General features: G+C 70.6%; 27 protein-coding genes and 1 pseudogene. 13 read left to right on the top strand and 15 right to left on the bottom strand.

Annotated elements, in window-relative coordinates; translation table 11 throughout:
* The first annotated feature begins 17 nt into the window (after positions 1–17).
* Positions 18–917: an AraC family transcriptional regulator gene (locus tag WBK31_RS12410; protein ID WP_378789583.1), complete on the top strand. Its 900-nt coding sequence runs from the start codon at positions 18–20 to the stop codon at positions 915–917.
* A gap of 85 nt (positions 918–1,002) precedes the next feature.
* On the opposite strand, the gene WBK31_RS12415 is transcribed toward WBK31_RS12410, so the two are convergent.
* The 5 genes from WBK31_RS12415 to WBK31_RS12435 all read right to left on the bottom strand — a co-directional run bounded on the left by WBK31_RS12415 (position 1,003) and on the right by WBK31_RS12435 (position 4,002).
* A complete protein-coding gene (locus tag WBK31_RS12415; protein ID WP_364069260.1) occupies positions 1,003–1,209 on the bottom strand; it encodes a hypothetical protein in 207 nt (68 codons plus the stop codon).
* 103 nt (positions 1,210–1,312) lie between these two features.
* Positions 1,313–1,765: a VOC family protein gene (locus WBK31_RS12420; RefSeq protein ID WP_364069262.1), complete on the bottom strand. Its 453-nt coding sequence runs from the start codon at positions 1,763–1,765 to the stop codon at positions 1,313–1,315.
* Positions 1,766–1,895: 130 nt separating this feature from the next.
* The gene (locus WBK31_RS12425) at positions 1,896–2,186 is read right to left on the bottom strand and encodes a hypothetical protein (protein WP_364069264.1); all 291 of its coding nucleotides are present in this window, start codon (positions 2,184–2,186) and stop codon (positions 1,896–1,898) included.
* A 260-nt stretch (positions 2,187–2,446) separates the two neighbouring features.
* Complete coding sequence (locus WBK31_RS12430; protein ID WP_406674857.1) at positions 2,447–3,382, bottom strand: NADP-dependent oxidoreductase; 936 nt, start codon at positions 3,380–3,382, stop codon at positions 2,447–2,449.
* An 8-nt stretch (positions 3,383–3,390) separates the two neighbouring features.
* Complete coding sequence (locus tag WBK31_RS12435; protein WP_406674858.1) at positions 3,391–4,002, bottom strand: TetR family transcriptional regulator; 612 nt, start codon at positions 4,000–4,002, stop codon at positions 3,391–3,393.
* Positions 4,003–4,202: 200 nt separating this feature from the next.
* On the opposite strand from WBK31_RS12435, the gene WBK31_RS12440 reads away from it, so the two are divergent.
* Complete coding sequence (locus WBK31_RS12440) at positions 4,203–4,814, top strand: class I SAM-dependent methyltransferase (protein WP_364069270.1); 612 nt, start codon at positions 4,203–4,205, stop codon at positions 4,812–4,814.
* 132 nt (positions 4,815–4,946) lie between these two features.
* On the opposite strand, the gene WBK31_RS12445 is transcribed toward WBK31_RS12440, so the two are convergent.
* Both WBK31_RS12445 and WBK31_RS12450 read right to left on the bottom strand, forming a co-directional pair.
* On the bottom strand, positions 4,947–5,219 hold the full coding sequence (locus tag WBK31_RS12445) for a GlsB/YeaQ/YmgE family stress response membrane protein (protein ID WP_364069272.1): 273 nt from the start codon (positions 5,217–5,219) through the stop codon (positions 4,947–4,949).
* A gap of 216 nt (positions 5,220–5,435) precedes the next feature.
* The gene (locus WBK31_RS12450) at positions 5,436–5,654 is read right to left on the bottom strand and encodes a hypothetical protein (protein ID WP_406675582.1); all 219 of its coding nucleotides are present in this window, start codon (positions 5,652–5,654) and stop codon (positions 5,436–5,438) included.
* On the opposite strand from WBK31_RS12450, the pseudogene WBK31_RS12455 reads away from it, so the two are divergent.
* A pseudogene (locus WBK31_RS12455) lies at positions 5,580–5,753 on the top strand (PH domain-containing protein); the annotation flags it as partial. The gene WBK31_RS12450 and the pseudogene WBK31_RS12455 sit on opposite strands and share 75 nt — an antisense overlap.
* Positions 5,754–5,815: 62 nt before the next feature.
* Complete coding sequence (locus WBK31_RS12460) at positions 5,816–6,133, top strand: hypothetical protein (RefSeq protein WP_406675583.1); 318 nt, start codon at positions 5,816–5,818, stop codon at positions 6,131–6,133.
* Positions 6,134–6,208: 75 nt separating this feature from the next.
* Here WBK31_RS12460 and WBK31_RS12465 read toward each other — a convergent pair whose 3' ends face one another.
* The 5 genes from WBK31_RS12465 to WBK31_RS12485 are packed head-to-tail and all read right to left on the bottom strand — an operon-like array spanning position 6,209 to position 9,687.
* Positions 6,209–7,015 carry an LLM class flavin-dependent oxidoreductase gene (locus WBK31_RS12465; RefSeq protein ID WP_406674859.1) on the bottom strand — a complete coding sequence of 269 codons (807 nt, stop codon included), beginning with the start codon at positions 7,013–7,015 and terminating at the stop codon, positions 6,209–6,211.
* A 55-nt stretch (positions 7,016–7,070) separates the two neighbouring features.
* A complete protein-coding gene (locus tag WBK31_RS12470) occupies positions 7,071–7,607 on the bottom strand; it encodes a hypothetical protein (RefSeq protein WP_406674860.1) in 537 nt (178 codons plus the stop codon).
* Positions 7,608–7,624: 17 nt separating this feature from the next.
* Positions 7,625–8,716 (bottom strand): MAB_1171c family putative transporter, encoded by a 1,092-nt coding sequence (locus WBK31_RS12475; protein WP_378789572.1) that lies wholly within the window; start codon positions 8,714–8,716, stop codon positions 7,625–7,627.
* A 9-nt stretch (positions 8,717–8,725) separates the two neighbouring features.
* Positions 8,726–9,196 (bottom strand): hypothetical protein, encoded by a 471-nt coding sequence (locus WBK31_RS12480; protein ID WP_364069282.1) that lies wholly within the window; start codon positions 9,194–9,196, stop codon positions 8,726–8,728.
* Between the two features lie 56 nt (positions 9,197–9,252).
* Complete coding sequence (locus WBK31_RS12485; RefSeq protein ID WP_364069284.1) at positions 9,253–9,687, bottom strand: helix-turn-helix domain-containing protein; 435 nt, start codon at positions 9,685–9,687, stop codon at positions 9,253–9,255.
* Positions 9,688–10,374: 687 nt separating this feature from the next.
* On the opposite strand from WBK31_RS12485, the gene WBK31_RS12490 reads away from it, so the two are divergent.
* Positions 10,375–11,727, top strand: a complete 1,353-nt coding sequence (locus WBK31_RS12490; RefSeq protein ID WP_364069285.1) for an MFS transporter — start codon at positions 10,375–10,377, stop codon at positions 11,725–11,727.
* Between the two features lie 51 nt (positions 11,728–11,778).
* Here WBK31_RS12490 and WBK31_RS12495 read toward each other — a convergent pair whose 3' ends face one another.
* On the bottom strand, positions 11,779–13,185 hold the full coding sequence (locus WBK31_RS12495; RefSeq protein ID WP_406674861.1) for a glycoside hydrolase family 6 protein: 1,407 nt from the start codon (positions 13,183–13,185) through the stop codon (positions 11,779–11,781).
* A 530-nt stretch (positions 13,186–13,715) separates the two neighbouring features.
* Between WBK31_RS12495 and WBK31_RS12500 the strand changes: the two genes are divergently transcribed.
* From WBK31_RS12500 to WBK31_RS12520, 5 genes are all read left to right on the top strand, one after another.
* Positions 13,716–14,309 (top strand): hypothetical protein, encoded by a 594-nt coding sequence (locus WBK31_RS12500; RefSeq protein ID WP_378789567.1) that lies wholly within the window; start codon positions 13,716–13,718, stop codon positions 14,307–14,309.
* Positions 14,310–14,321: 12 nt separating this feature from the next.
* Positions 14,322–15,212: a hypothetical protein gene (locus WBK31_RS12505; protein WP_378789566.1), complete on the top strand. Its 891-nt coding sequence runs from the start codon at positions 14,322–14,324 to the stop codon at positions 15,210–15,212.
* A 96-nt stretch (positions 15,213–15,308) separates the two neighbouring features.
* Positions 15,309–15,623: a hypothetical protein gene (locus WBK31_RS12510; RefSeq protein WP_378789564.1), complete on the top strand. Its 315-nt coding sequence runs from the start codon at positions 15,309–15,311 to the stop codon at positions 15,621–15,623.
* Positions 15,624–15,924: 301 nt separating this feature from the next.
* Positions 15,925–17,850, top strand: a complete 1,926-nt coding sequence (locus WBK31_RS12515) for an AAA family ATPase (RefSeq protein ID WP_406674862.1) — start codon at positions 15,925–15,927, stop codon at positions 17,848–17,850.
* Positions 17,847–19,349, top strand: coding sequence for a hypothetical protein (locus tag WBK31_RS12520; RefSeq protein ID WP_364069295.1), 1,503 nt, complete (start codon positions 17,847–17,849; stop codon positions 19,347–19,349). The genes WBK31_RS12515 and WBK31_RS12520 overlap by 4 nt, the downstream gene beginning before the upstream one ends.
* Before the next feature lie 7 nt (positions 19,350–19,356).
* Here the strand turns inward: WBK31_RS12520 and WBK31_RS12525 are convergent, their stop codons facing one another.
* Positions 19,357–19,551: a hypothetical protein gene (locus tag WBK31_RS12525; protein ID WP_364069297.1), complete on the bottom strand. Its 195-nt coding sequence runs from the start codon at positions 19,549–19,551 to the stop codon at positions 19,357–19,359.
* A gap of 396 nt (positions 19,552–19,947) precedes the next feature.
* Here WBK31_RS12525 and WBK31_RS12530 point away from each other — a divergent pair, with 396 nt between their 5' ends.
* Together WBK31_RS12530 and WBK31_RS12535 are read left to right on the top strand one after the other, a co-directional pair.
* Positions 19,948–20,322, top strand: coding sequence for a hypothetical protein (locus tag WBK31_RS12530; protein WP_406674863.1), 375 nt, complete (start codon positions 19,948–19,950; stop codon positions 20,320–20,322).
* Between the two features lie 71 nt (positions 20,323–20,393).
* The gene (locus tag WBK31_RS12535; RefSeq protein WP_406674864.1) at positions 20,394–20,738 is read left to right on the top strand and encodes a hypothetical protein; all 345 of its coding nucleotides are present in this window, start codon (positions 20,394–20,396) and stop codon (positions 20,736–20,738) included.
* A gap of 14 nt (positions 20,739–20,752) precedes the next feature.
* On the opposite strand, the gene WBK31_RS12540 is transcribed toward WBK31_RS12535, so the two are convergent.
* Entirely contained in the window at positions 20,753–21,178 is a 426-nt protein-coding gene (locus WBK31_RS12540) for a winged helix-turn-helix transcriptional regulator (RefSeq protein ID WP_406674865.1), read from the bottom strand.
* 123 nt (positions 21,179–21,301) lie between these two features.
* Between WBK31_RS12540 and WBK31_RS12545 the strand changes: the two genes are divergently transcribed.
* On the top strand, positions 21,302–22,168 hold the full coding sequence (locus WBK31_RS12545; RefSeq protein WP_406674866.1) for an aldo/keto reductase family oxidoreductase: 867 nt from the start codon (positions 21,302–21,304) through the stop codon (positions 22,166–22,168).
* Positions 22,169–22,174: the final 6 nt, after the last annotated feature.

Raw genomic sequence — 22,174 nt, forward strand, 5'->3', positions numbered from 1 at the left:
AGCGCGGGGTGAACGAGATGGACATCCTCAGCGACGTGATCTCCGCCGTACGGGTGGGCACGCCCGCCACCGAACGGGTCGAGTGGCGGGCGCCCTGGCGGCGCACCTTCCCCGACCTGCCGGGCACGGCCGGCTTCCTGGTGGTGCTCCAGGGCACCTGCTGGCTGATCGACAAGGCCGACGAGCCCGCCCACCTGGCACCCGGCGACGTCGTCTTCTCCCCGCACGGCGACGGCTACACCCTGGCCGACAGCCCGTCCACGACCGCACACGCCACCGGATCCACCACCGTCACCTTGTGCGGCGGCTACCGGCTCAGCCCCGAGTGGACCCACCCGCTCCTGCGCGAGCTGCCGGGCGTCATCCACATCCCGGCCCGCCCCGGACACCACGCGGGCCTGCGCGCGGCCGTGGAGGTGCTCGGCGCGGAGACCGGCAGCCGCCGCCTCGGCGCCGCCGCGCTCCTGCCCGTGGCGCTCGACATGCTTCTGCTGTACGTCCTGCGCATCTGGTTCGAAGAGCACCCCGGCGGCGAGCCCGACACCGGCTGGGCCGCAGCCCTCGCCGCACCCGACATCAGGGCGGCGCTCAACGCCATGCACGACGACCCCGCCCACCCCTGGACCGTCCAGGAACTGGCCGACCGGGCGAGGGTGTCCAGAGCCACCCTGTCCCGCCGCTTCGGCGCGCTCATCGGCCAGCCGCCGCTGACGTACCTGACCTGGTGGCGCATGACCACGGCCGCCCGGCTCCTCGTCCTCGACCCCGCCGCCTCCCTGGACTCCGTGGCCGCTCGCGTCGGCTACTCCTCGGAGTTCGCCTTCGCCAACGCCTTCAAGCGCCACTTCGGCCTCGCCCCGGGCGCCTACCGCCGCCGGGCCACGGCGATGCCGAGCGTGACCCCGGCACGGCCGTGACCTGGCCGAGCACGCGTACCAGGTGGGTGGCTTCGATGACGGCGGACACTACGGCCTCACCGGTGCGGTCAACGGGGCGCGCACGTCAGTCGCCCTGGGCGACGTCCGTGCCCCGGCCCGGCTCGCCCGCGGACAGCATCAGGTGCGTTCCCTGCGCGAGCCTGAACTCCAGGATGCCCTCGTCAGGGGACATCGGCGCGGTTCCGAGCAGGGCTTCGTCCCACTTCGCCGATGCGTCGAGGTCGCTGACTTCGACACCGAAGGTGACGCTCTTGATCGGTGGAATCGCCATGCGGTCGTGCCTCCGTTCCGTTGTTCCGTCTCACCGGATCGAGCGACCCGCCGCGCGCCGCGAGTGGCCCCCGCCTTGGCTAGCGCTCGGAGATCCGCGTGCGTTACGCCCGCTCCTCGTCGATGACCGGCATCGGCGGCCCGCCCGGCTGCCACGTCTCCAGGAACGACGCCTGCTGCCGCTGATCGACGAGCTCGACGTCCGCCCCGATGGAGTCGAGGCGGTGGTAGGCGAACAGACGCCCGTACGGGCAGCCGGAGAACGTCTCGGGAAAGCCGGAGGCGGCCAGCCGCTCGGCGCCCGCGGCCACGTCGGACGTCCAGAACCCGAGATGGTGGAAGCGCGGCGTGCTCGTGTCGCCCCACGGCCCTCCGGGCGCGGCCTCGATGAGCTCGATGAACGCGGGCCCCTCGGCGGAGAAGACGATGCGGTAGTCCCACTCCCCGATACGGCCGTCGCGCGGCTCGCGCCAGGCGACCCCGGCCGCGCTGGACAGGTCCCGCATCGCCGCCCGCAGATCGGGAACGGCGAAGCAGACGTGGTAGTAAGGCGACATCGCGGTTGACGCGCTCCTCCCGCAGAGACGACGAAGGCGATCAGATCTACCCGCTGCGCCTCGCGTCCGCAATCAGCGGCCCGTTCCGCCCGGCGTGGGCGATCAGCGACCGTCCCGCCTAAGTACGCGATCAGCGCGGGGCGCCCGAGTGCAGGATCTCGTGCGTCCACCGGTCGCGGGGCTGCGCGTGCAGGGTCCAATAGTGCTCGGCGATGTCGTCGGGGTCGAAGGCGGTGCCGGGGGCGACCGGGCCGTCCACGGTGACGCTCGCCGGGTGCACGCCGGAGGCGCCGTACGCCTGGTCGATCAGCGTGACCAGGGTACGGACGCCCGCCTTGCCCAGCGACAGGCTCACGTACTGCGGCTTGGGCTCGGGCATGCCGCCGGTGATGATGATCGTGCCGTGCCCGCGCGCCGCCATGGCGGCCGATCAGCAGCCGTGCGGCGGCGATCACCGCCAGAGCGAGGCGAACGTTCACCACGCGACCCCTTCACGCGACCGCAGCGGAAACGGCCTCGGCCGGCCGCCGGTGCCCGGGGTAGTGCCAGGCGAACCCGAACCGGCGGCGGGTGTAGCCGAACGCGATCCCGGCCGCCGGGTCGGCGAACGCCTCCGACCCCGCCCGCCTGGCCGCCCTCGGCCTGGAACCGTGACCCGGCAGGCCGAGGGCGGCGGAACGGTCAGGCGAACCGCAGGACGAAACGCCCGCGGACGCCGTGCTTTTCGAGCGAGCGGTGCGCGTCGGCGGCCTCGGCGGCGGGCGGCTGCCCGGCCACGCGCAGGGTGAGCCGCCCGTCGCCGGCCAGCTCGGCGAGCCGGTCCAGCTTCTCCGCCTCTTCGGCGTAGCCGCGGACGAAGATGGGAGCGACCCGCACCCGGTCGGTCCCGTCGCCCTGCCAGCCGCGTACGGTGACCAGCGTCCCGCCGTCCTTGACGGCCGGGAGCGCGGCGGCGTCCAGCACGGCGGCGTCCAGCAGCCCGTCCACGCCGTGAGGGTAGAGGCGGCGGACCTCCGCCACGAACCCGTCACCGCGCGGCAGCACCACGTCGGCGCCGCACGAACGTACGAACTCCTCGTCCTGCGGGGCGGCGTCGGCCACGACGACCAGCCCGGCCAGCTTGGCGAGCTGCACGAAGTACCCGCCGAGCGTCCCCGCGGCGCCCGTGACGGCCACCGTCGCACCGGCCGGGAGCGCCAGCGTGTCCAGCGCGAGCTGCGCGGTGAGGCCGTTCATCGGAACGGTGGCGGCCTTGGCGTCCGGCAGCCCGGCAGGGATCTTCGCCACCGACCGCGCCGGCACGACCAGGTCGGAACGGTAGCCGCCGTGCTCGCCCGACGGCACCACGATGGCCATGACGGCGTCCCCGATCTGGAACGGGCGGTCGACGTCCGGGCCGATCTCGCTGATCGTGCCGGCGACGTCCATGCCCGGCACCCGTACGCCGTCCGCCTCGCCCTGCCGCGGACGTGACCTGACCAGGGTGTCGGTCGGGTTCACCGCGGCGCTGGTGACCCGGATCCGCACCTGGCCGGGGCCGAGCGGCTCCGGCTCCAGGTCGAGCTCGACGAGCGCGTCCGGCCCGCCCGGTTCTGTCACTCCGATTGCGTGAACCACGATGCTCCTTAGTGATTGCTGTCGCCCCGTCGAGGTGCCTGCAGACCTTCGAGTATCAGGCCGCACACCTCGTCGAGCTGGGTCTCGATGCCCGGGTCCGGCCACTCGGCGGCATGGGCGAGGTGGTGGAACTTGGCCGTGGCGTGGAAGACCGCGCGGGCGGCGGCCTCCGCGTCACCGGCGCGGAAGCTCCCGTCATCGACGCCGTCGGCGACGATGGCCGTCAGCTGCCCCAACAGGTCGGCGACATGCCCGGTGGCGACGGCGCTGTGCGCGGCGGCGAGATGACCGTACGCGGCGAACAGCTCGGGATCCTCACGGATCTTGGCCTGCTTCAGCGACAGGACCGCATGCAGCCACCTGCGCAGCCGCTGAGGCGGCCGGAGCGTACGGTCGGCCGCGATGACGGCGAGCGTGTCGCGGTTGCGGTCGAGCCAGCGCCGGGTCACCGCCTCGCGCAGCGCCTGCTTCGACGGGAAGTGCTTGTAGACGGCGGCATGGCTGACCCCGAGCGCACGGGCGACGTCCACGACCGTCGCCTTGTCCGGCCCGTGGCGGCGCAGGATCTCCTCGGTGGCCGCCAGGATCGCGTCCGCGTCCAGCGGAGTGCGGGCGGCCATCAGTGCTTCAGCTCCACGCCGCCAGGCTAGCCGCCGAAGTTACAGATATCAAATCTTGTAACTTGATACCCACTACAGTGCTTCCGCCCTCCGTCTTGAGTACGAGCGCACGGCTCCGACCTGAGGCCCATGACGGCCCGAGCGGCGGAACTTAGCGTGAGAGCATGCTTCCGCGCCCGCCTGAGGCTGACCGGCAGCCCTTGCCCGATCTGCTGCATCGCGCGCTCTTCAAGACGGTGTCGCTGCTCCCGCCCGGGGCGCAGGCGGTGCTGTTACGGCGCTACTTCGACTGGTGGCACCGCTCGCCCGATCCCTGGCATCTCCTGACCGACGACTACGAGCAGCACAAGTACGCCACGACGTTACGCCTGGTCCCTCATCGCCCTTATCGCCGCATCCTCGACGTGGGCTGCAGCGAAGGCGTCTTCACACACATGCTGGCCACGCGGTACCCCGACGCGGAGGTCACCGGAGTGGACGTCTCCGAGCGTGCGCTCAACCGCGCCCGCGCCCGCCCCGCCCGCAAACGGCCGACGTTCATCCGCGCCGACCTGATCTCCTACCGCCCCGCCGACTCCTTCGACCTCGTCTTCTGCGCCGAGACGCTCTACTACCTCGGCCGCGGCGACCGCCTGCGGCTCGCCTCCGCCCGGCTCATCGAACTCGTCCGCCCCGGTGGCCTGCTCACCCTCGTCCACCCCTGGCCGGAGGCCGAACGCCTGTACGTCCACCTCGGCGGCCTGACACGCATCCTGCACCACGTCGAGGAAGAGGCGCACCGCCCCTTCTCCGTCACCGTCCTCGAGGCATGAGCATGATGGCGCCCGGCGAGCGGGCCGGCGTGGATGCGCCGGAGCTCGCCGGACGACGATCGCCATAACGTGCGGCGTGCGCCGTGCAGCGCGGCCGCTGTGACGTGCGGCGTGCGCCGTACAACGCGGCCGCTATGACGTGCGGCGTTTGCCGTACAGGGCGGCCGCGCCGGCCACGCCCGCCGCCGCCAGCACGACCTGGATGATCAGCTCGATCCAGTCGATGCCTCGGGTGTCGGCGACGCCCAGCGCGGCGGCGATGGCCGTGCCGATGAGGGCGGCGACGATGCCGATCACGATGGTGAGCCAGAACGGGATGTTCTGACGTCCGGGAACGACCAGGCGCCCGAGAACGCCGATGATCACCCCGATGATGAGCGCGGAGATGATACCGGTGACTTCCATGCTGCGCCGCCTTTCTGGTGATCGCTTGACGGAGGTACGGCAGGTCGCAGAGACACGTCGGCAATCCGTTGCTTCCCGAATGCACAAACGCGCAAACGACAAGGTCCTGTAACGACGGGGTGAGCCGCCGCTGATCCGGGAGGGGTCCCGGCGGGCCGCGTTTACGATGCCGGTGTGACCGCCGATCACGCATTCCACCGCGAGTACCGGTATCCGTCAGGCGGTTGGCTGTGGACCGCCCTTGCCGCCCCCGCGGCCGCAGGTGTCCTGCTGGTCGTGCGCCTGGCTCTGGACGAAGACGTGCCGGCCTTCGTCCCCGTCGCCGTCGGGGCGCTGTTCGCCGCCCTCATCCTCTTCGCGGTGCGCGCGGGCACCGGGAGCGCGACGATCGTCGACGGAGACCGGATCACGATCAGAAACGCGTTCAGCAGCCACGCCACGCCCTGGCCGGACGTCCAGGGCATCGAGATCGAGATCAACCCCGGTGCGGGGCGCGGGGCGCCGGACCTGATCGTCGTCCTCTACGACGCGGAGGGCCGCCGCCGTATCCTGCCGCAGCTCAACGAGAAGAACCTCCCCGACCTGGAGAGGGCGAGGTGGAGGCTCTGCGCGAGGTGTGGATGCTGCGCAGGGGCGAGGACTGGGCGCCGGTCGGCAAGGCGGCAGACAAGATCGCCCGCGCCCGCAGGTACCCGCGACCGCTGGTGCACGTCGCGGTCATGGCCATGTTTCTCGGACTCGCGGCCGGGGTCGTGATCTCCCTCGTCATGCTGGCCACGGGCATGTACGACGTCATCAACGAAAACCCCGTCACCGAGGCCCTGTTCCGCCCCATGACGCTGATCTTGGCGATGCCCTTCCTGGCGTACATCGGCACCTTCGTGATCGGGGCGATCGTCCGCCGCCGTCGCTGAACCTCGCATCTGGAAACGCGCACTCCACCACAGTCGGGGAGGCATCGAGCTGCGCCGGTCCGCGTCGCAGGGATGTCACGCGGGCGGGCCCGCCTTGACCCGCCGCACCAGTTGCTCCAGCGAACCCCGGTAACCGTGGAGGTGCTCAAACCACCACGTGGCGCCCGCATCCGCGTAAGCCTGGACCGGCGAGCCGGGGTCGCTCACCCCGATGACCGCCACGTCGAAGCCGCCGTCGGCGGCCCGATGCCGCCGCACCTCACCGACCTGAGCGGCCAGGGCCTCGGGGGAGAGCGTCATGCGGCCGTCCTGGTCGTCGCCCGCGACGATCCACCCGTCCCAGCGGGCGGCGCGCCGCAGCGCGCCGGCAGCCGTGCCACCGACCCACACCGGAACCCGGGGCCGCTGCACCGGCAGCGGCGCGAGCCGCACCCCGTCGACGGTGTAGTGAGCGCCCCGGTGGCGCACCTCCTCGCCGGACCAGAGCGCGGCCAGCACCTCTAACGCCTCGTCGAGCACGGCCCCGCCGGGACGCGCCGCGCCGAAGGCGGTGAACTCCCGCTCCACGCCGCCGAGCCCGGCGCCCAGGATCGCGCGGCCGCCGCTCAGCCTGTCGAACGTCGCCACCGTCTGCGCCAGCCGCTCCGGGCGGTGCCCGGCCACGGGCGTCACCGCCGTGCCCAGCCTGATGCGGGACGTCGCCTGCGCCGCCGCACCCAGCGCCACCCACGGGTCGGCCGACGGCACGCCCCAGGCGAAGCCGAGATGGTCCCACACCAGCAGGGCCTCCCACCCGGCCGCCTCGGCCTCCCGGGCGAGGGTCACCAGGTGCGCGGGCTCGGCGAGGTCACCGAGGATCGCGACGTCGATGCCGTACCGCATGCCCCCACTCAAGCACCCGGCACCGACAGTTCGACGGAACGCGGGCACTGGCGGCTTACAGCATCACGGCCAGGGTGACCGCCGTGGCGGACGCTCCCGCGACGGCGCCCGTGACCGCCTGGGCGGGCGTGTGGTCGCGCAGCACCGTACGCGCCCACCCGATCAACCCCACCAGCACGGCCCCGGCGGCGAGCACCAGGGCGGGCCACGGAAGCACCCAGGCGAGCATCACCACCGACCCCGCCGCCACCGCGGTGTGGAAGGAGATCTTCCAGGCCAGCGTGACCGGCCCGACCACGGCCAGCGTGGCGAGCATGATGACCACGCACGCCACCATCACCATGGGAGCCCCGAGCACGACCAGCAGGGCCAGCGCCACGACGACGAGGGCGACGATGACCGCGATCAGCTTCGGCCGCTGGGACCGCTCACCGATGTGCCAGTCCCCGAACCACCCCTTGCGGACCCCGCCGAAGATGACGATCGCGGGCACGCCACCGCACAACCCGGAGGCGAGCGCGCCCCAGCCGACCCCGGGCCACCCCGACGTGACCGCGCCCACCACCAGCGGCAGGCCCATCACGAACCACATCGGGGCGAACACATCGGTCAGGCGCCGAGCGAGGCGGACCTGCGGCCGCTGCCGAGCTGCTTGAACGCCTTCGCGACCTGTCGCAACCACTGTGTCTCTCTTTCCATGTCACCGGCGAAATCAGGGCCGGGGATGCGACCGGACGGCACCCCCGGCTCGTGTCCTGCGCGAGCCGCGCCCAGGGCGTCGGCGACCCACCGCGCCACCCGGGCGGGGTCGTCGCTCGACGGCGGCTCGGCCACCGTCGTGAGGTTGAGCATGCCGTCGCGGATCTCCAGCACCCGCCGCACCACCCGGGCGCGCAGGTCCACCTTCAACGGCAGCGAAAGGTCGGGGTACTGCGCCGTCAGCGCGTCCCACAGCGGACGCAGCTCGCGCAGCGCGGCCAGGTGGCGCAGCCTGGCCACGCCCAGCCGGCAGGCCGGAATCGACGTGCCGGCCGTGATGCCGACGACGCACGCCAGCAGCGTCACCCGCCCCAGGACGGGGATCTCCCGCAAGGTGGTGTCCGGGTCGAGGAGGGTGGCGAGGTTGACGGTCATGACGTGCGCCCGGTTGATCACCCCGGCGGCCATGCCGATCGTGGACAGCACCAGGCCGAGCCGCAACAGCGGCGGCGCCACCCGCGCGTACCCGGCGAACATCCAGCCCGCCGACGCCAGGCACGTCATCAGCCAGGCGTCGAACATCGCCAGATAGACGCGGCCCTCGACGGCCGTCGCGCCGGGGGAGTGCGCGCCGTCCACCCAGTAGATGCGGCCACCGCGTACGGCGAACATGGTGACCAGGACGCCCATCGTGAGCAGGGCGGCCGGCCAGATCCAGCGGGCCCGCGACGGCCGCCCCCGCCGGGTGATCGCCTCGACGTACGCGAGCAGGCTCGTCGCCGACGCCAGGCCGGTGAGATGCCGCAGCAGCGTCGCCAGCTCCGTGCCGGTGGCGGCGTCCATCCACGTCACCACCGCGGGCGCGGTGAACACCCGCGACAGAGCCAGCCCGGTGAAGGCGGCCCACAGCATCCGCTGCTCGTGCGAGCGCATCGCCGGACGGATGCGGGAGATCGACGCGCCCCACAGCAGGATCATGGCTAACCACTCGGCCAGGCCCACGCATGCCTCCTACGTCTCATATCCGAAGGTCCTGGACAGGCGGCGCAGGCCCTCATCGCCCCTCTCGGGCGGGGTGTACGCGCGCGTCAGAATGAGGGTGGCGAGCTCTTCGGCGTCGCGCTCCCACTGGGTCTCGTACCGGCCGCGCCCGTTCCAGCCGACGACGGGGCCGATCATGCGGCGCATGAACTCCTCGACGTCGCCCCCGATGCGGCCGTGCGTCAGCAGCATGTGGCTGATCTCGTGCAGCACGATGTTGACCCGCAGCAGCCCGGACGCGCCCGGCGCGACGAAGATGTGGTCGGCCCTGCGCGTGCCGAACCACAGCCCGGTCACCGCGCCCGCGGCCTCCGCGGGCAGGTCGTGCATGTGGAGCGGACGCCGCCGCTCGGCGCGGATGCGCTCAAGGAACGCATCCAGCGTGAACGGGTGCGGGATGGGCGCCGCCTCCAGGGCAGCCAGCAGCGTGGGAGACGGCATTCGTAACCTTTCCGCCGAGGCCCGGACAGACTATCGACCATCCGCTCAAGCCATGGTCACTGCGAGCGCGTCGGTTGATCATCGTCGGGGGTCCGTGCCGGATCGTCCAGACCTTCGGCGCGGCGCATCGCCTCGATCATCGTGAGCAGCGCGCTGCGCGAGATCTCCGACAAACCGGCCGTACGCTCGGCGATGTACTCCACGCCGAGCTGCTCGGCCCCCTGCCGGATCTGCGCCTCCAGCCGCTGATCTTCGGCGCTGAGCGGCGGCGGTTCGTCGTCGCCGTTGAGCCAGCCGTACGAGACGCCGAGGAGCTGTGCCAGGGCGGCCAGCCGGTCCCGGCCGACGTTCGTCTGCTTGCCCTTCGCGATGCGGCTGATGTAGGCGTGCGACATCTCAACGCCCTGCTCGCGCAGCCGCTTCGACGCCTCTCGGGCGGAATAACCCTTGGCAGCCAGGGCTTGGGTCAACCGCTCGGCCAGGGTAGCCATTCAGTCCCGCTCCTTCATGCCGGTTCGCCCCGGTTTGGGGGTTATCTGCACTCCGGCAGTGGAACCACAGAGTACACAATTTGTCCAGGTGTGACCCGGTAGTTGACAATGCTCCCCTGTCGGGGAAGGATCAAGCGCCCAGGTGTGAACTGTCGGTACACACGCAGGATCCTCATTCCCGACGTCCGACCTCATCGGAGAGCCCCCCGTGACCTTGCCGGACACAGACGGCCGACATCTCGTCCTGCGGCTCTCCCCGAACCTGTCCGCCCCTTTCGCATCAGCGGACGATCACGCGGCCGCGCGCCGTCAGGCGGCTTGCCCCCGCCCGGGACAGGGCCAGTGCGGTGGCCCGATCTCCCTCGCCGAAGGGCGGGGGCGAGTCTTTCCCATGATTGTCGCTACAGCCTGTCCACGGCCGGTGAGCCGGGTGGCCGTTGCGGGCCGGCGCGGGCCGCACTGGTAAGGTGCCGGGCATGTCAGGCGCTTCATGCTCGGCCGCGTGCGCGGCGGTGACCAGGACGCTCCGCTAGCGGCGGGACGTTCGCGGCACACCACCCTCCTTGCGCGAGAACGTCCGGTCGCTTCGTGATCAGTCCGGAGCGGCACCTTCGTGCTGCTCAGACGCCCCCATGAGCACCGGAGCGCTTGATGCTTTCCTCCCACGGGCAACGCCCGATCTCTCCCATGCGCGCATGGCTGGTGCTGTGCGCGATGTCGATGCTGCAGTTCCTTCTCGCGGTCGACGTGACCGTGGTCAACATCGCCCTGCCCTCGATCGGCAGGGACCTCAGTGCCGCAGGGCACTCCCTGACCTGGGTCGTGGTCGGCTACACCATCGCCGGTGGCGGGCTGCTGATGCTCGGCGGCCGGCTGGCCGACCTGCTGGGCCGCCGCCGCATGCTGCTGGCCGGCGCCTCCCTCTTCGGCGCGGCGTCGCTGCTGGCCGGGCTGGCGCCCACGTTCGAAGTCCTCGTTCTGGCGCGTCTCCTGCAGGGCGCCGGTGAGGCCACCGCGCTGCCGGCCGCGATGGCCACCGTCGTGGTGCTGTTCCCCGAAGGGCCGCGCAGGTCACGGGCGCTGGGCGTGTGGACCGCGGTCGCCAGTTGCGGGCTCGTCCTCGGGTTCGTCCTGTCCGGCGTCATCACCGCGCGGCTGGGCTGGCGGTGGACGTTCCTGCTCCCCGTGCCCGTCATCCTGGGCGTCATCGCGGCCGCCCTGCTCCTCATCGAAGCCGACCGGTCCGTGGCACGCTCATCCGGCCCGCTGGATGTGCCGGGGACGCTGCTGATCACCGCGTGCCCGCTGCTGTTCGCGTACGGGGTGGTCAGAGCCGGCGAACCCGGCATGAACCCCTGGCTGAGCGCGGCGGTGCTGGCCGGGGCGGCACTGGCGGGCGGCGCGTTCCTGCGCGTCGAAGCCCGCTCCGCGCATCCGCTGGTGCCGCGGGGCTTCTTCGCCCACCGCGCCCGCATCACCGCCAACGTCACCACCATGCTGCTCAGCGGGGCGCTGTCCACGTCGTTCCTGCTGTTCACGTTCTACCTGCAGGACGTCCTCTGGATCGGCCCGCTGGCGGCCGGGCTCACGATGCTGCCCATGGGAGTCGCCACGATCGCCGCCTCCCTGCTCGTTCCGCGCATGCTCGGCCGCTGGGGAGTGCGGGCGTGCGTGCTGGCGGGACTCGGGCTCACCACGGGCGCGATGGCCACGATCGCGCTCGTCGCCGTACTCGAAGCCGGAGCGGCGTGGCTGATCCCGGCGATGGTGCTGGTCGCCGCCGGGATGTGCTTCGGGCTGATCGGCCTGCAGTACCTCGCGGTCAGCGGCACCACCGGCGAGGACGCCGGGATCGCCTCGGGGGTGCAGCGGGCGGTCGACCAGCTCGGCGGCGCCTGCGGCGTCACCGTCTATGTGGGGATCGGATTCGCGCCCGGCCTGCACACGGCGAATCCCTTCGTTTTCGCCACCGTGCTCGCGGCCGCAGGGCTCCTCATCGGCGCCCTCGTTGTGCACCGGCGGCTGGTACGACGCTGCTGAACACCGGTGCGGCGGCGGGACAACGTCCACGCCGCCGCACCGCCAGGTGGGTCAGACGCCGTCGATGAGGCGGATGGCGATGTCAGGGCTGAACTGCCCGGCCGGGGTGGTCGGCGCGATGCCGCACTCGCCGTCGGAGTCGCCGGGGACCTTCACCCACAGCAGCATCTCCGTGCCGCCGGGGCCGCCGACCTGGGCGGGCGTGCCGAGCCGGCGACCGGCGGGGTTGCACCACTCGCCGTTGGAGCCATTGCCGTTGCGGCTGGTGTCGATCACCCACTTCGCGGTGCCGCCCAGCGCGGCGTTCACGGCGGACGCGTACGCGGCCGACTCGGAGGTCGTGTAGTAGTTGGAGACGTTCACCGCGAAACCGCGCACGTTGCTCACACCCACCTCGAGCAGCCTCTCGGCCATCTGCCCCGGCCGGTCCCCGAACCAGCCGGCGTTCGCCGCGTCGAGGTAGGCCCACGTGTTGGGCGCCTTGTCGCGGAACTGCTCGGTGGCGTACCTCAGCATGCCGACGCGGTCCCGCTTCTGGTTGTCGTCCATGCACTCGAAGTCGCCCAGCGAGTCGGGCTCGATGATGACGACGGCGGGACGGTCACCGATCGCGGACGCGAAGGCGGAGATCCACGCCTTGTACGCGTCCACGCTGCCGGCGCCACCGCCCGAGTGGCCGCCGCAGGCGTCCCGGCCGGGGATGTTGTACGCCACCAGCACGGGCAGCTTGCCGGCCGCGGCGGCGCCGGAGACGTAGGAGGACACGGCGGCGCTGATGTCGGGGTTCCAGTTGCCGAACCAGCGGGCCATCGGCTTGGAGGCGATGGCCGCCTCGATGCGGCCGGCCCTGTAGTCGCCGCCGTTGTCGCCCACCCAGCGGGCCGGGTTGGACTCGGGATCCACGTAGAAGCCGTCGGTCAGCTCGATCGGGCTCGAGGAGGACCCGCCGGCCTCGGTCAGCGACACGTTGTCGAGGTAGAACGTGTGAGCGGCGCCGCCGCCGAGCTGGAAGGTGACCTGACCGGCCGAGGTGGTCAGGGTCGAGGTGAAGGGGAAGCTGAAGCGCTTGCTGGTGGGGGAGAGGGAGATCGGCTGCGTCAGCGTGTTGGTGTAGGGGGCGTCGCCGAGCTGCACGGTGGTGACCGCGGAGACGTTCGTGCTGGCGGAGGCGTCGAACGAGAGCGTGTACGTCTTGCCCTGCGCCAGCGGGATGTCATTCTGGGCCACCATCGCGTCCCACGGGTTGGCGGTGCCGCCGGACACGCCGACCCGCAGCCGCCCGGCGTCGGTGGTCATCGTGGTGTTGGCCGAGTTCCACCAAGGGGCGGTGCCGTTGGTGAACGTGCCGTTGACGACCAGCTCGGTGGCGGCGGCAGGCGCGGGAGCGGCCGCGGCCGCGGCCGCGGGTAACGATGTCAGGGCCGTGGCAAGCGCGATCGCGAGGGTGAACAGTCGCACGTAGTGCTTCCCTTCTGGGGTGTTCTTGGATCTCGCGTTGTGAATATCACAAAGATCATGAAAAGTCGTGACATCTTGGGAAAAGTCACCGAAGTCGAACGCGACCAGGGCGAATGCGGATCCTGGCGAGGCCCTACGACATAAGGACCAAAAGTGCATCAGCACATGGTGTTGGTGCTGTTTGTCCGGCATGGGCCAGACCTCGGAGCGGTATGACTCCACTTCGATACGGGCAGCGGGGGGAGGGACCGGTGGCAAGGGCCTTTCTGGTCGTGGCGGTGATGCTCGGGATGGTCGCCGGGCCGACGGCAGGCTGCGGCTCAGATCGCTCAGATGTGAGGGAATCGGAGAGCCGGCGCTCCGGGGCAGGCAGGGCCGGGTACGCGAGCACGGCCGGTCATCACCCCCGGGGCAAACTCGTCTCGGAAGACAACAGCGGTGACCTTCCTGATGCCACGGCCCAGGTCTGCCGGGAATGTCAGCGAGGACTGGGAAAGTCCGACGCCAGCTTGGCCCCACGGATGGAAAGGGTGGCCAAATCCAGGAGCGGCAGCAACAGCACAAAGAGCGACAGCGCAAAGGCGGTAGCGCTGAACTGCGCGGCGGCGGCCCGCGCGAACGAGAGTGCGAAACAGGGAGCCCAGGGCTTCTCCAGCCGGTCGCAGAAGAATGCCGAGCTCGCGCTCGAGAACGCCGATAAGGCGAAAGCGGTCGAAGGCGCCATTCCCGCCAGCATACGGACGCTGGTGGCAGGGCTCGGTGCTCGCGCGGAATTGGTCGCCGCCGCCACCTTGGGACAGCAGGACCGAGTTCGTGCCGCTCTGAAGCGCCTGGAGGCGCTCGGATACGAGGCGGGCGATTATCTGCGGGACGCCTGCGCGGTGGCCGCCGACCCCGCCGCCATTCCCGAGTGCGAGAGCGCGACACCCTCGGGCGGCGAGACCGAAGCGCCGTCCGAGGGGCCGGAGACCACGGTGACCTCCGAGTCCGAGACTCCTCCGACCGAGCAGGGCGGCGAGACCGATGACGGAGACACGCAGCAGCCCGACGAGAAAGGGCCGACCGATGAAGTGGCCCCCGCGCCGCCCGTGGACGGCGACGATCCGGCCCCGGCCGAGACGTAGCGGCACCCGCCCATGAGCACTTCCGGGGGCGGCGATGGCGCGGACTTCACCCGTATCTGGGGGATCCTCACGCACATCGTGACGCCGACCACGCTGGTGGCGGCGATCATGATGTACTTCGGAGCGGTACGCGCCAACACCATGTACGGGCTTCTCGGCATCGACCAGAGCATGCTGGGCCTGTCCTTCCAGGACTACGTGCTGCGCAGCGTCGCGCTGGCCATCGAACCCCTGATCCTGGTTCTTCTGGTGGCCCTGATCGCTCCTCCGCTGCACGGCTGGGTGACGCGCTCCGCCGAGCGGCATCGCACCGCCGCGATGCGGGGCATCGCGGTCGCGACCGCGCTCGGGCTCGCAGGCGTCGTGACGGGACTCCTGGGCCTGGCCGGATGGGCTGCGCTCCGGCCCTTCGTCCTGCCGCTCTGCCTGGGCGCCGGCATCGTCATCCTGGTCTACAGCGCCGGCCTGTACGGCAGGCTCACCATGGGCCGGGCGACCACCGCCACCCGTCCGGTCGTACGGCGCGCGGTCTGCGGGGCGCTTCTGCTGCTCCTGCTGTTGTGGTCGGTCACCGAGTACGCGCAGCAACGAGGCAGGGAGGCGGCCGACCGGTACTGGGCCGATCCTGGGATGTTGCCGAGCACGGTCGTCTACGCGGCACGGCGGCTTTTCCTGGAAGGCCCCGGAATCACCGAGACCGTCCTTCCCGACCCGAACGCGATGTACCGCTACCGCTACACCGGCCTGCGCCTGCTGATCCATTCCAACCAGCGCTACTTCCTGCTGCCCGCCTGCTTCGCGACGAGCCCGTGGGCCCGGGCGATCGCACTTCCCGCCGACGCGTCGCTGCGGCTGGAGTTCCACGTACTCAAGATCCCGCCGGAGTGCCCACCCGGCCAGTGAGCACACCAGGCGTACGGCAGTCCTGCCGCCCGAACACCCTCTGCGACGTGAGTCGGGAACGCCCGGTGTGGCGCTCAGAGGGGACCAACGGCCATCATGCGGATCATGACCTTGTCGCTTGGCGCGTTACACGACGACCTGCCCGCAGTGCCCTCTTTCAAGCAGTACTACGACGACGACCTGCCCGCTTTGAACGAGTACTACGACCAGTTCACCGAGCCGACCTTCGCCGAGCAGGTGATGACATGGCTGCCCGCCCTCGCCGCCGGGGCGGCGGTTGGCTTCGCGGCCGGCGTCGTGACCACTCTGATCATCATCAAGGCGAGGCGGAGGCGGGCTCTCCTGAACACGGGGACGCACTCCGCCGGGCCTGCGCAGCCCGGGTGGCCGAACGGGCATCATTCACACTGAGCGCATTTGCCGGAAACTTTCCGTCTCTCATCAGCGACATCAACCGACTTAACAAGCTATTTCTTATAACGCGATAAAAGATCATCGCCGATGAAGCGGTCAGAAGACGGCCGGCGCATAGCGCCAGCTCAGTAAGCCGAGTCGCAGCCGGAACGATGCTCTCGAACTGACATGCGGCATTACAGGCCGGTCGCCGATGAATATTGGCGAATGGTCGACAAATATCACTTGTAGCACCGCGGAGTAGGTGAGTCCGGACGTAGCATGCTCACCACGGAATGGCGCTGCGGGAGAGTCGATCATGCGGTTGAAAGGCCGGCGAGGTGCGGTGACCCTGGTGCACGCGCTGTCCAAGCGCGATACCCCCCATGGGCCCGACAGACCGGTCCTGCTGCTGACCGGCCCTCGAGGAAGCGGCAAGACGGCCCTGCTCAACGGGATCGGGGAATATCTCGACGGCCGCCTGCCGTACGCGAAGGTCGATTTCGAGGAGCTGGCCAGGGACACCGTCTGCGACGTCCTCAACATGATCAGCATCGACTTCAACCGGCACGGCGCACCGTACGGCCGCATGGCGTTCCCCAGGCTGGTGCTCGGGCAGATCGCCATGGCCGAGCCCCGGCTGAACGAGGTGCGCGCCCTTGCCCGGCAGGAGCTGCAGGAACGGTTCGAGAAGTATCACCGGGTCGACGAGCTGCGGAAATTCTTCGCCCAGGCGGTGGGGACGCCGGCGTCCGGGGCCACACAAGGGATCGTCACCTCGGACCTGATCGACGCCGTGCTCGGCGTGGTGCTGATCGGGCTCAGGTCCTGGCGGGGGGCCCGCCCGGTGGTGATCGGCCCCGGTACGAGCTGGTACCGCCATCAGGACCGGGGCTTGGACCACGATCCCCTGGACGTGCTCATCGACCTGAACGCGTGGGCCCACGACAGGGACACCGCGGGCAACGGCGCGAAGGCCGATGAGCTCATGCTCTCGGCGTTCCTCGCCGACCTGCGCGCCGCGTTCCGGCGGCGGCGACGGCTGCGCGGGGCCGGTTATCGCTGCGTCATCATGCTGGACAACGCCGACACCAAGGCGGGACGAGCGTTCCTGGACGCCCTGATCTCCGCGGGCGAGCGCCAGGACACCATCATGGTGACCGCCACCACCCGCGGCCCGCTGACCACCGACGTGGCCGGATCGAACCGGCTGCTGCCCACGACGGAGACCGCGGACGTCGATAAGCGTTTAGACGCGCGGGACGACGCCGACGGCCACTGGTTCCCGGTACGTCTCGCCGACCTTACGACCGCGCACGTCCACGAGCTGGTCCGCGACCTGGACCTGCGCAGATGCAACGGCAAGCACGCCGAGATGGCCGTCTACGGCTTCACCCAGGGCCACGCCGGCGCCACATCCCTGCTTCTCAGCGCCATCGCGCAGCACCAGGCCGACCCCATCGACCTCCGGCGGATCCTGGAGATGAGCCCGCAGACGGCGAGCGGGCCCCAGACGTATGGGGAACGGCTCCGCGGCATGCTCCTGGGCGACCTCCCCGACGCCGAAGCGGACCTCCTGGCCACCTGCGCCGCGGCGCGCGACATGGCAGAAGCGGTGCAGATGGCAGGGCAAGCCCCCTTGCCGGACGTTCGCGTCAAGCGCATCACCGACGCCGAGGTGTGGATGCCCGGAACGTCCACGGGCAGCCCGGTCATGCACCCGGTCGTACGGCGACTGCTGCTCCAGCGCCTCGCCGAGCGCGACCCCGGCGCGGAGAACGGCTGGACGACCGTGTACGGCTGGTTGCGCGGCAACGCCGAGAGCCACGGCGACACCACCGGCGAGCTGCACCACGCCCTCGCACTCGGCGAGGTCGAGTACGTCACCGAGGAGATGACCAGGCGGTTCCATCACCCCGACGTCCCGACGAAGACCTGGCTGGACGAGCTGAAGGCGGTGGTGGCGGCGCCCTGCCGTGCGCGTATCGAAGGACCTCCGCTCGACCACGTCAACGGCATGAAACGGTGGGCCGGGTACGAGCCGACGATCACCCACAGCGTGGCGACGCTGGTGGCGGGCCTGTGGGTGGCCAGCGAACCGCTGATCGACAGCCGGCGCGCGGCTCTGTACCAGCAGATAGAGAACGCCTTCTCCGAGCTGTCCGGCAAGTGCAGTAACGACTCGGAACCGCTGACCGCCGAGGCGGCGCGGTACGGAGCCCTGGCCACGAGGTGGGGTCGATGACGCAGACGCTGTTGCCGCTGGAGGAGAACCCGTGGCCCAGGCCGCCCCGCCGCAGGTGGGGCTGGATCGTCGCAGGGGTGTGCGCGGTGGTGCTGCTGGCCTATGGCGGGTTCCAGGTGGTCGATCACCTCTCGCGCTGCGCGCCGGGCGTGGCACGCGTCACGGTGGCCGCAGCCGGACGCGAGGAATGCGTGGGGATCAGCGACTCCTATGCGTTCGAGCCCCGGTTCCAGCATGTCGTGAACGCCCTGATCACAGAGAACGAGTTCGCCACGGCGGGCGGGGAGGGCACGTACGTCACGGTGGCGTTCGCCGCCGGCCTGACCAACCCGGACGGGCGGGTGGTCGCCGAGCTGGAGGGAGCCGTCGCCGGGCTGCGCCGGGCCAACCGCGAGAACCTCGTCGGCAGCAGACCCCTGATCAAAATGGTGCTGGCCAACATGGACAGCGAGCAGACCCACTGGCAGGAGGTCACCGACGACCTGCTCGAGATGGTGGACGGCCCCGACCGGCTGAGGGCCGTCGTGGGGCTCGGCTTGAGCAGCGACGAGGCGGTCAACGGCATGCGACGGCTGAGCGAGGCCGAGCTGCCCATGATCGCCGACGTCATGACCGCCGACGACATCACCAAGAAGCAGGCCAACGGCTTCGCGCGGGTCAACCCGACGGTCGGCGAGGAACTGGCGGCGGTGGCACAGTACGTGCGCACCACCGAGGAGCGCACCGCCGAGCAACGCAGCGCCATGATGGTGACCTACAGCGAGGAGAACGACCGCTACGCGGCAGCGCTGTCCAACGCCTTCAAGACTCGTTTCGGTGAACACTGGAAGCGCAGCGGACGGGTCAGCAACCCCTTCAGCCGGGACCCCGGCATCAACTTCGACCTCATCGTCGGCAGCCTGTGTGACGATGACTCGCCCGACCTCATCCTGTACGGCGGGCGCGGCAAAGACCTGCCGGCGTTCATCCAGTACCTCAGCCAGCGCAAATGCCACGACGACGAGGTCACCATCGTGACCGGCTCCGACGCGGCGCGCCTGCTCACCGACAGCCCGGAGAACAAGCCGGCCGTGGACGCCCTGTACTCCCAGGAGAAGCCGATCTCGCTGATCTACTCGCCGCTGGCCGAGCCCGCCGTCCTCCGCGGCGGCGCCGGGCAGCCTGCGGAGCCCCAGCTCGTCAAGCTGGAGCAGACCTTCAGGGACGTCGGCTTCGACCCCCGCCACCTGCGCACCGGCTGGGCGATCATGGCCCACGACGCCGTGCTGGTCGCCGCCCGGGCGATCCGGCTCGCGGCCCTGTCGAACCCCATCCCGCCGCCCCGCAAGGTCCGTGACCACATCTACTTGATGTCTCCCAAGGTCAACGGCGTGCAGGGGGCTTCCGGGCTCATCGAGATCGACCCGGAGACCGGCAACCGCCGCATCGAGCGGCTGCCCGTCCTGCGCCTGCTGCCGCGCGGCGAGCCCGAGATCCTCGGCCTGTACCCCGTACGCTAGGCGCCTCCTAGTCCTGCGCACGGGTCAGGAACGCCATGACGGCCACGGCGAGCCCGACAAAACCCGCGAATCCGCCCGCCCCGGTCAGCACGGCCACCGGAACGGCGGCACCGCCCAGCCAGGCCAGAACTCCGCCCGCGAAGGCGACGAAGAAACCGGCGGTAACGATCAGGGCGACCCACAGTCCCCGGTTGTTGTTCATGGCGTTCCTCACGTCGTCGTGAAGGGTCAAGGTCATCGAATGCCCGTTTCCAGGTAATGGAACGGCAAAGCGTGATCACGATGCCTTGCAGCGGTACGCGATCACCAGCAGGCAAAAAGGAGTCGAACGATGTCGATGCGGAGCGTAACGATCAGAACGGATCCGTTCCCCGGCGGAGGATGGCGTTCGGCTTCGTTCGGACTCCTCCGATGTCCGTCTGGACATGCCGCGTGAGCTGGGGCGAAGCGGGGGAGGTCAGGCCGAACGACCTCGAATGAGTGATCGGCGCGCGCCTTGCACCGCATCGATGGCAGCATGATTGTCGTCACGATTCGTAGATCCCATTCGTCACGGCGTGACTCCCCCAGTAGAAAGATCACGAATCGATCGCCATCGATGACCCAACCGCACAACCCTGCGCACCGCGCTTTCATCGACCAGCTCAACCGGCTGCGCGAACAGGCGGGCAACCCGCCGCTGTCCCACCTGCGCAGGCTGTCGCGCAGACGGCTGCCCAACGGCAGAGAGGGGCGCGAGCTCGCACCCAGCACCACGCAGGAGATCCTCAGCGGCAAACGCCGCCACCTGCCTCAGTGGAGCTGGGTCGTCTCGTTCGTCGCGGCCTGCCACGAGGCGGCCAGGGAAGGCAACCTCGACCTCGGCCCGATGGACCTGGCGGCCTGGAGCGCCCGCCTGCTCCACGCCCGGCACGGCGACCGCCCGGCCATCCGCTGCGCCGCCCCCCTCGTCCCGGCCGGCCCGATCAGCTGACCGCCGACGACATCGTCCAGTCCCACCTCGAGACCCACGGCCGCGTCGCCGCCCGCCTGGCCCGCGAGGCCATGAACGGCGACACCGAAGCCTGCTTCCACCTGGCGCTCTTCACGCTGCTGCGCGGCTGGAGCCTGGACGGCATGACCTGGCTCGCCCGCGCCGCCGACGCCGGCCACGAAGCCGCCCTGGAGCTGCAGAACGCCGACGACGTGCGCGCACAGGCCGCCGAGGTCGCCTACCGGCACGCCTGCGCCCTGGAGGCGGGCGGCCCCACCAGGGCCAGCATCGCCCGCTGCTTCTACCGGCTCGCCGCGGAAACCGGCCACCCCGGGGCGACGGCGAAGCTCAAGGTCGCTCCCGCCGCGGATGCTCCGCTGACCGCCTCCGACTTCGACCAGCCGTTGATGTCATGACGGGCGGGTGCAGGTCATGAGGTACGGGCGTCGTACTCCTCCCGGTTGGCGAGCACTTCGCCCATGTGCGCCTGGGCCCAGTGGCGGAGCCCGCGCGTCATCTCGTGCAGCGACAGGCCGAGCTCGGTCAGCTCGTAGGTGACGGTGACGGGCACGGTCGGCGTCACCGTACGGGTGAGCAGCCCGTCGCGCTCCAGCGACCGCAGCGTCTGCGTCAGCATCTTCTGGCTCACCCCGGCCAGCAGCCGGGCCAGCTCCGAGTACCGCATCGCCCGCGGACCGGACTGCCCGGCGGCGTCGCCGCCCAGCGCGCACAGGATCAGCACGACCCACTTGTCCGCGATCCGGTCGAGCAACTGCCGGCTCGGACACGCGGCCAGGAACGCGTTGTACTCCATCTTGGCCTGCTCCCGCCGCTGCGCCGCGTTCGTCGTCGCCACCGATCGCCCCTCTCGCCTTCGGGTGGGTTACGCACTTTCAAGTGCCTACTTCCCTACAGGAAGCTGCTCTCCCATCCTGATGCACGAACGCGAAAAGCACCACGTACGACAAGGAGAGAAGGCGTGAGCACTTCCGCCCTGCCCGGCGGCACCTGGACCCTGGGGGACCTGACCGTCACCCGGTTCGGCTACGGCGCCATGCAACTGGCCGGCCCGTACGTCATGGGGCCGCCCGCCGACCGCGAGGGCGCCCTGGCCGTGCTCCGCGCAGCGGTCGACAGCGGCATCACCCACATCGACACCGCCCACGCGTACGGGCCGGGCTTCACCAACGAGCTGATCCGCGAGGCCCTGCACCCCTACCCGGAGTCGCTGCTCATCGCGACCAAGGTCGGCGCCACCCGCGACGCCCAGGGCGGCTGGCCGCCGGCCCGGCGCCCCATAGACCTGCGCCACCAGGTCTACGACAACCTCAAGTCCCTCAAACTCGACGTCCTCGACCTGGTCAACCTCCGGCTCGGCAACGCCGAGGGCCCGCAGCGGGAATCGGTCGCCGAGGCGTTCGAGACGCTTGTGGAGCTGCAGCAGCAGGGCCTGATCCGCCACCTCGGGGTCAGCAACGCCACCGAGGAGCAGGTCGCCGAAGCCCGGAGCATCGCGCCGATCGTGTGCGTGCAGAACATGCACAACCTCGCCCACCGCCACGACGACAAGCTCGTCGACCGGCTCGCGGAGGACGGCATCGCGTACGTCCCCTTCTTCCCGCTCGGCGGCTTCACCCCGCTGCAGTCCTCGGCCCTTTCGGCGGTCGCCGCCCGCCGCCGCGCCACCCCGATGTCGGTCGCGCTCGCCTGGCTGCTCCAGCGATCACCCAACATCCTGCTCATCCCCGGCACGTCCTCCGCCGCCCACCTGCGCGAGAACATCGCCGGCGCGGGCCTGACCCTGACCCCCGAGGACATGGCCGAGCTGGACGCCATAGGCCGCTGAGCTCTT

This window comes from Nonomuraea sp. N2-4H, assembly GCF_045291505.1.
GTDB lineage: Bacteria > Actinomycetota > Actinomycetes > Streptosporangiales > Streptosporangiaceae > Nonomuraea > Nonomuraea fastidiosa.

Bases quoted from the DNA above. Each gene is read 5' to 3' on its own strand.
- WBK31_RS12410 (WP_378789583.1), top strand. From the start codon at position 18: ATGGACATCCTCAGCGACGTGATCTCCGCCGTACGGGTGGGCACGCCC.
- WBK31_RS12415 (WP_364069260.1), bottom strand. From the start codon at position 1,209: ATGGCGATTCCACCGATCAAGAGCGTCACCTTCGGTGTCGAAGTCAGC.
- WBK31_RS12420 (WP_364069262.1), bottom strand. From the start codon at position 1,765: ATGTCGCCTTACTACCACGTCTGCTTCGCCGTTCCCGATCTGCGGGCG.
- WBK31_RS12425 (WP_364069264.1), bottom strand. From the start codon at position 2,186: ATGGCGGCGCGCGGGCACGGCACGATCATCATCACCGGCGGCATGCCC.
- WBK31_RS12435 (WP_406674858.1), bottom strand. From the start codon at position 4,002: ATGGCCGCCCGCACTCCGCTGGACGCGGACGCGATCCTGGCGGCCACC.
- WBK31_RS12445 (WP_364069272.1), bottom strand. From the start codon at position 5,219: ATGGAAGTCACCGGTATCATCTCCGCGCTCATCATCGGGGTGATCATC.
- WBK31_RS12465 (WP_406674859.1), bottom strand. From the start codon at position 7,015: ATGCGGTACGGCATCGACGTCGCGATCCTCGGTGACCTCGCCGAGCCC.
- WBK31_RS12470 (WP_406674860.1), bottom strand. From the start codon at position 7,607: ATGTGGTTCGTGATGGGCCTGCCGCTGGTGGTGGGCGCGGTCACGTCG.
- WBK31_RS12480 (WP_364069282.1), bottom strand. From the start codon at position 9,196: ATGCCGTCTCCCACGCTGCTGGCTGCCCTGGAGGCGGCGCCCATCCCG.
- WBK31_RS12485 (WP_364069284.1), bottom strand. From the start codon at position 9,687: ATGGCTACCCTGGCCGAGCGGTTGACCCAAGCCCTGGCTGCCAAGGGT.
- WBK31_RS12490 (WP_364069285.1), top strand. From the start codon at position 10,375: ATGCGCGCATGGCTGGTGCTGTGCGCGATGTCGATGCTGCAGTTCCTT.
- WBK31_RS12505 (WP_378789566.1), top strand. From the start codon at position 14,322: ATGAGCACTTCCGGGGGCGGCGATGGCGCGGACTTCACCCGTATCTGG.
- WBK31_RS12510 (WP_378789564.1), top strand. From the start codon at position 15,309: ATGCGGATCATGACCTTGTCGCTTGGCGCGTTACACGACGACCTGCCC.
- WBK31_RS12515 (WP_406674862.1), top strand. From the start codon at position 15,925: ATGCGGTTGAAAGGCCGGCGAGGTGCGGTGACCCTGGTGCACGCGCTG.
- WBK31_RS12520 (WP_364069295.1), top strand. From the start codon at position 17,847: ATGACGCAGACGCTGTTGCCGCTGGAGGAGAACCCGTGGCCCAGGCCG.
- WBK31_RS12525 (WP_364069297.1), bottom strand. From the start codon at position 19,551: ATGAACAACAACCGGGGACTGTGGGTCGCCCTGATCGTTACCGCCGGT.
- WBK31_RS12530 (WP_406674863.1), top strand. From the start codon at position 19,948: ATGACCCAACCGCACAACCCTGCGCACCGCGCTTTCATCGACCAGCTC.
- WBK31_RS12535 (WP_406674864.1), top strand. From the start codon at position 20,394: ATGAACGGCGACACCGAAGCCTGCTTCCACCTGGCGCTCTTCACGCTG.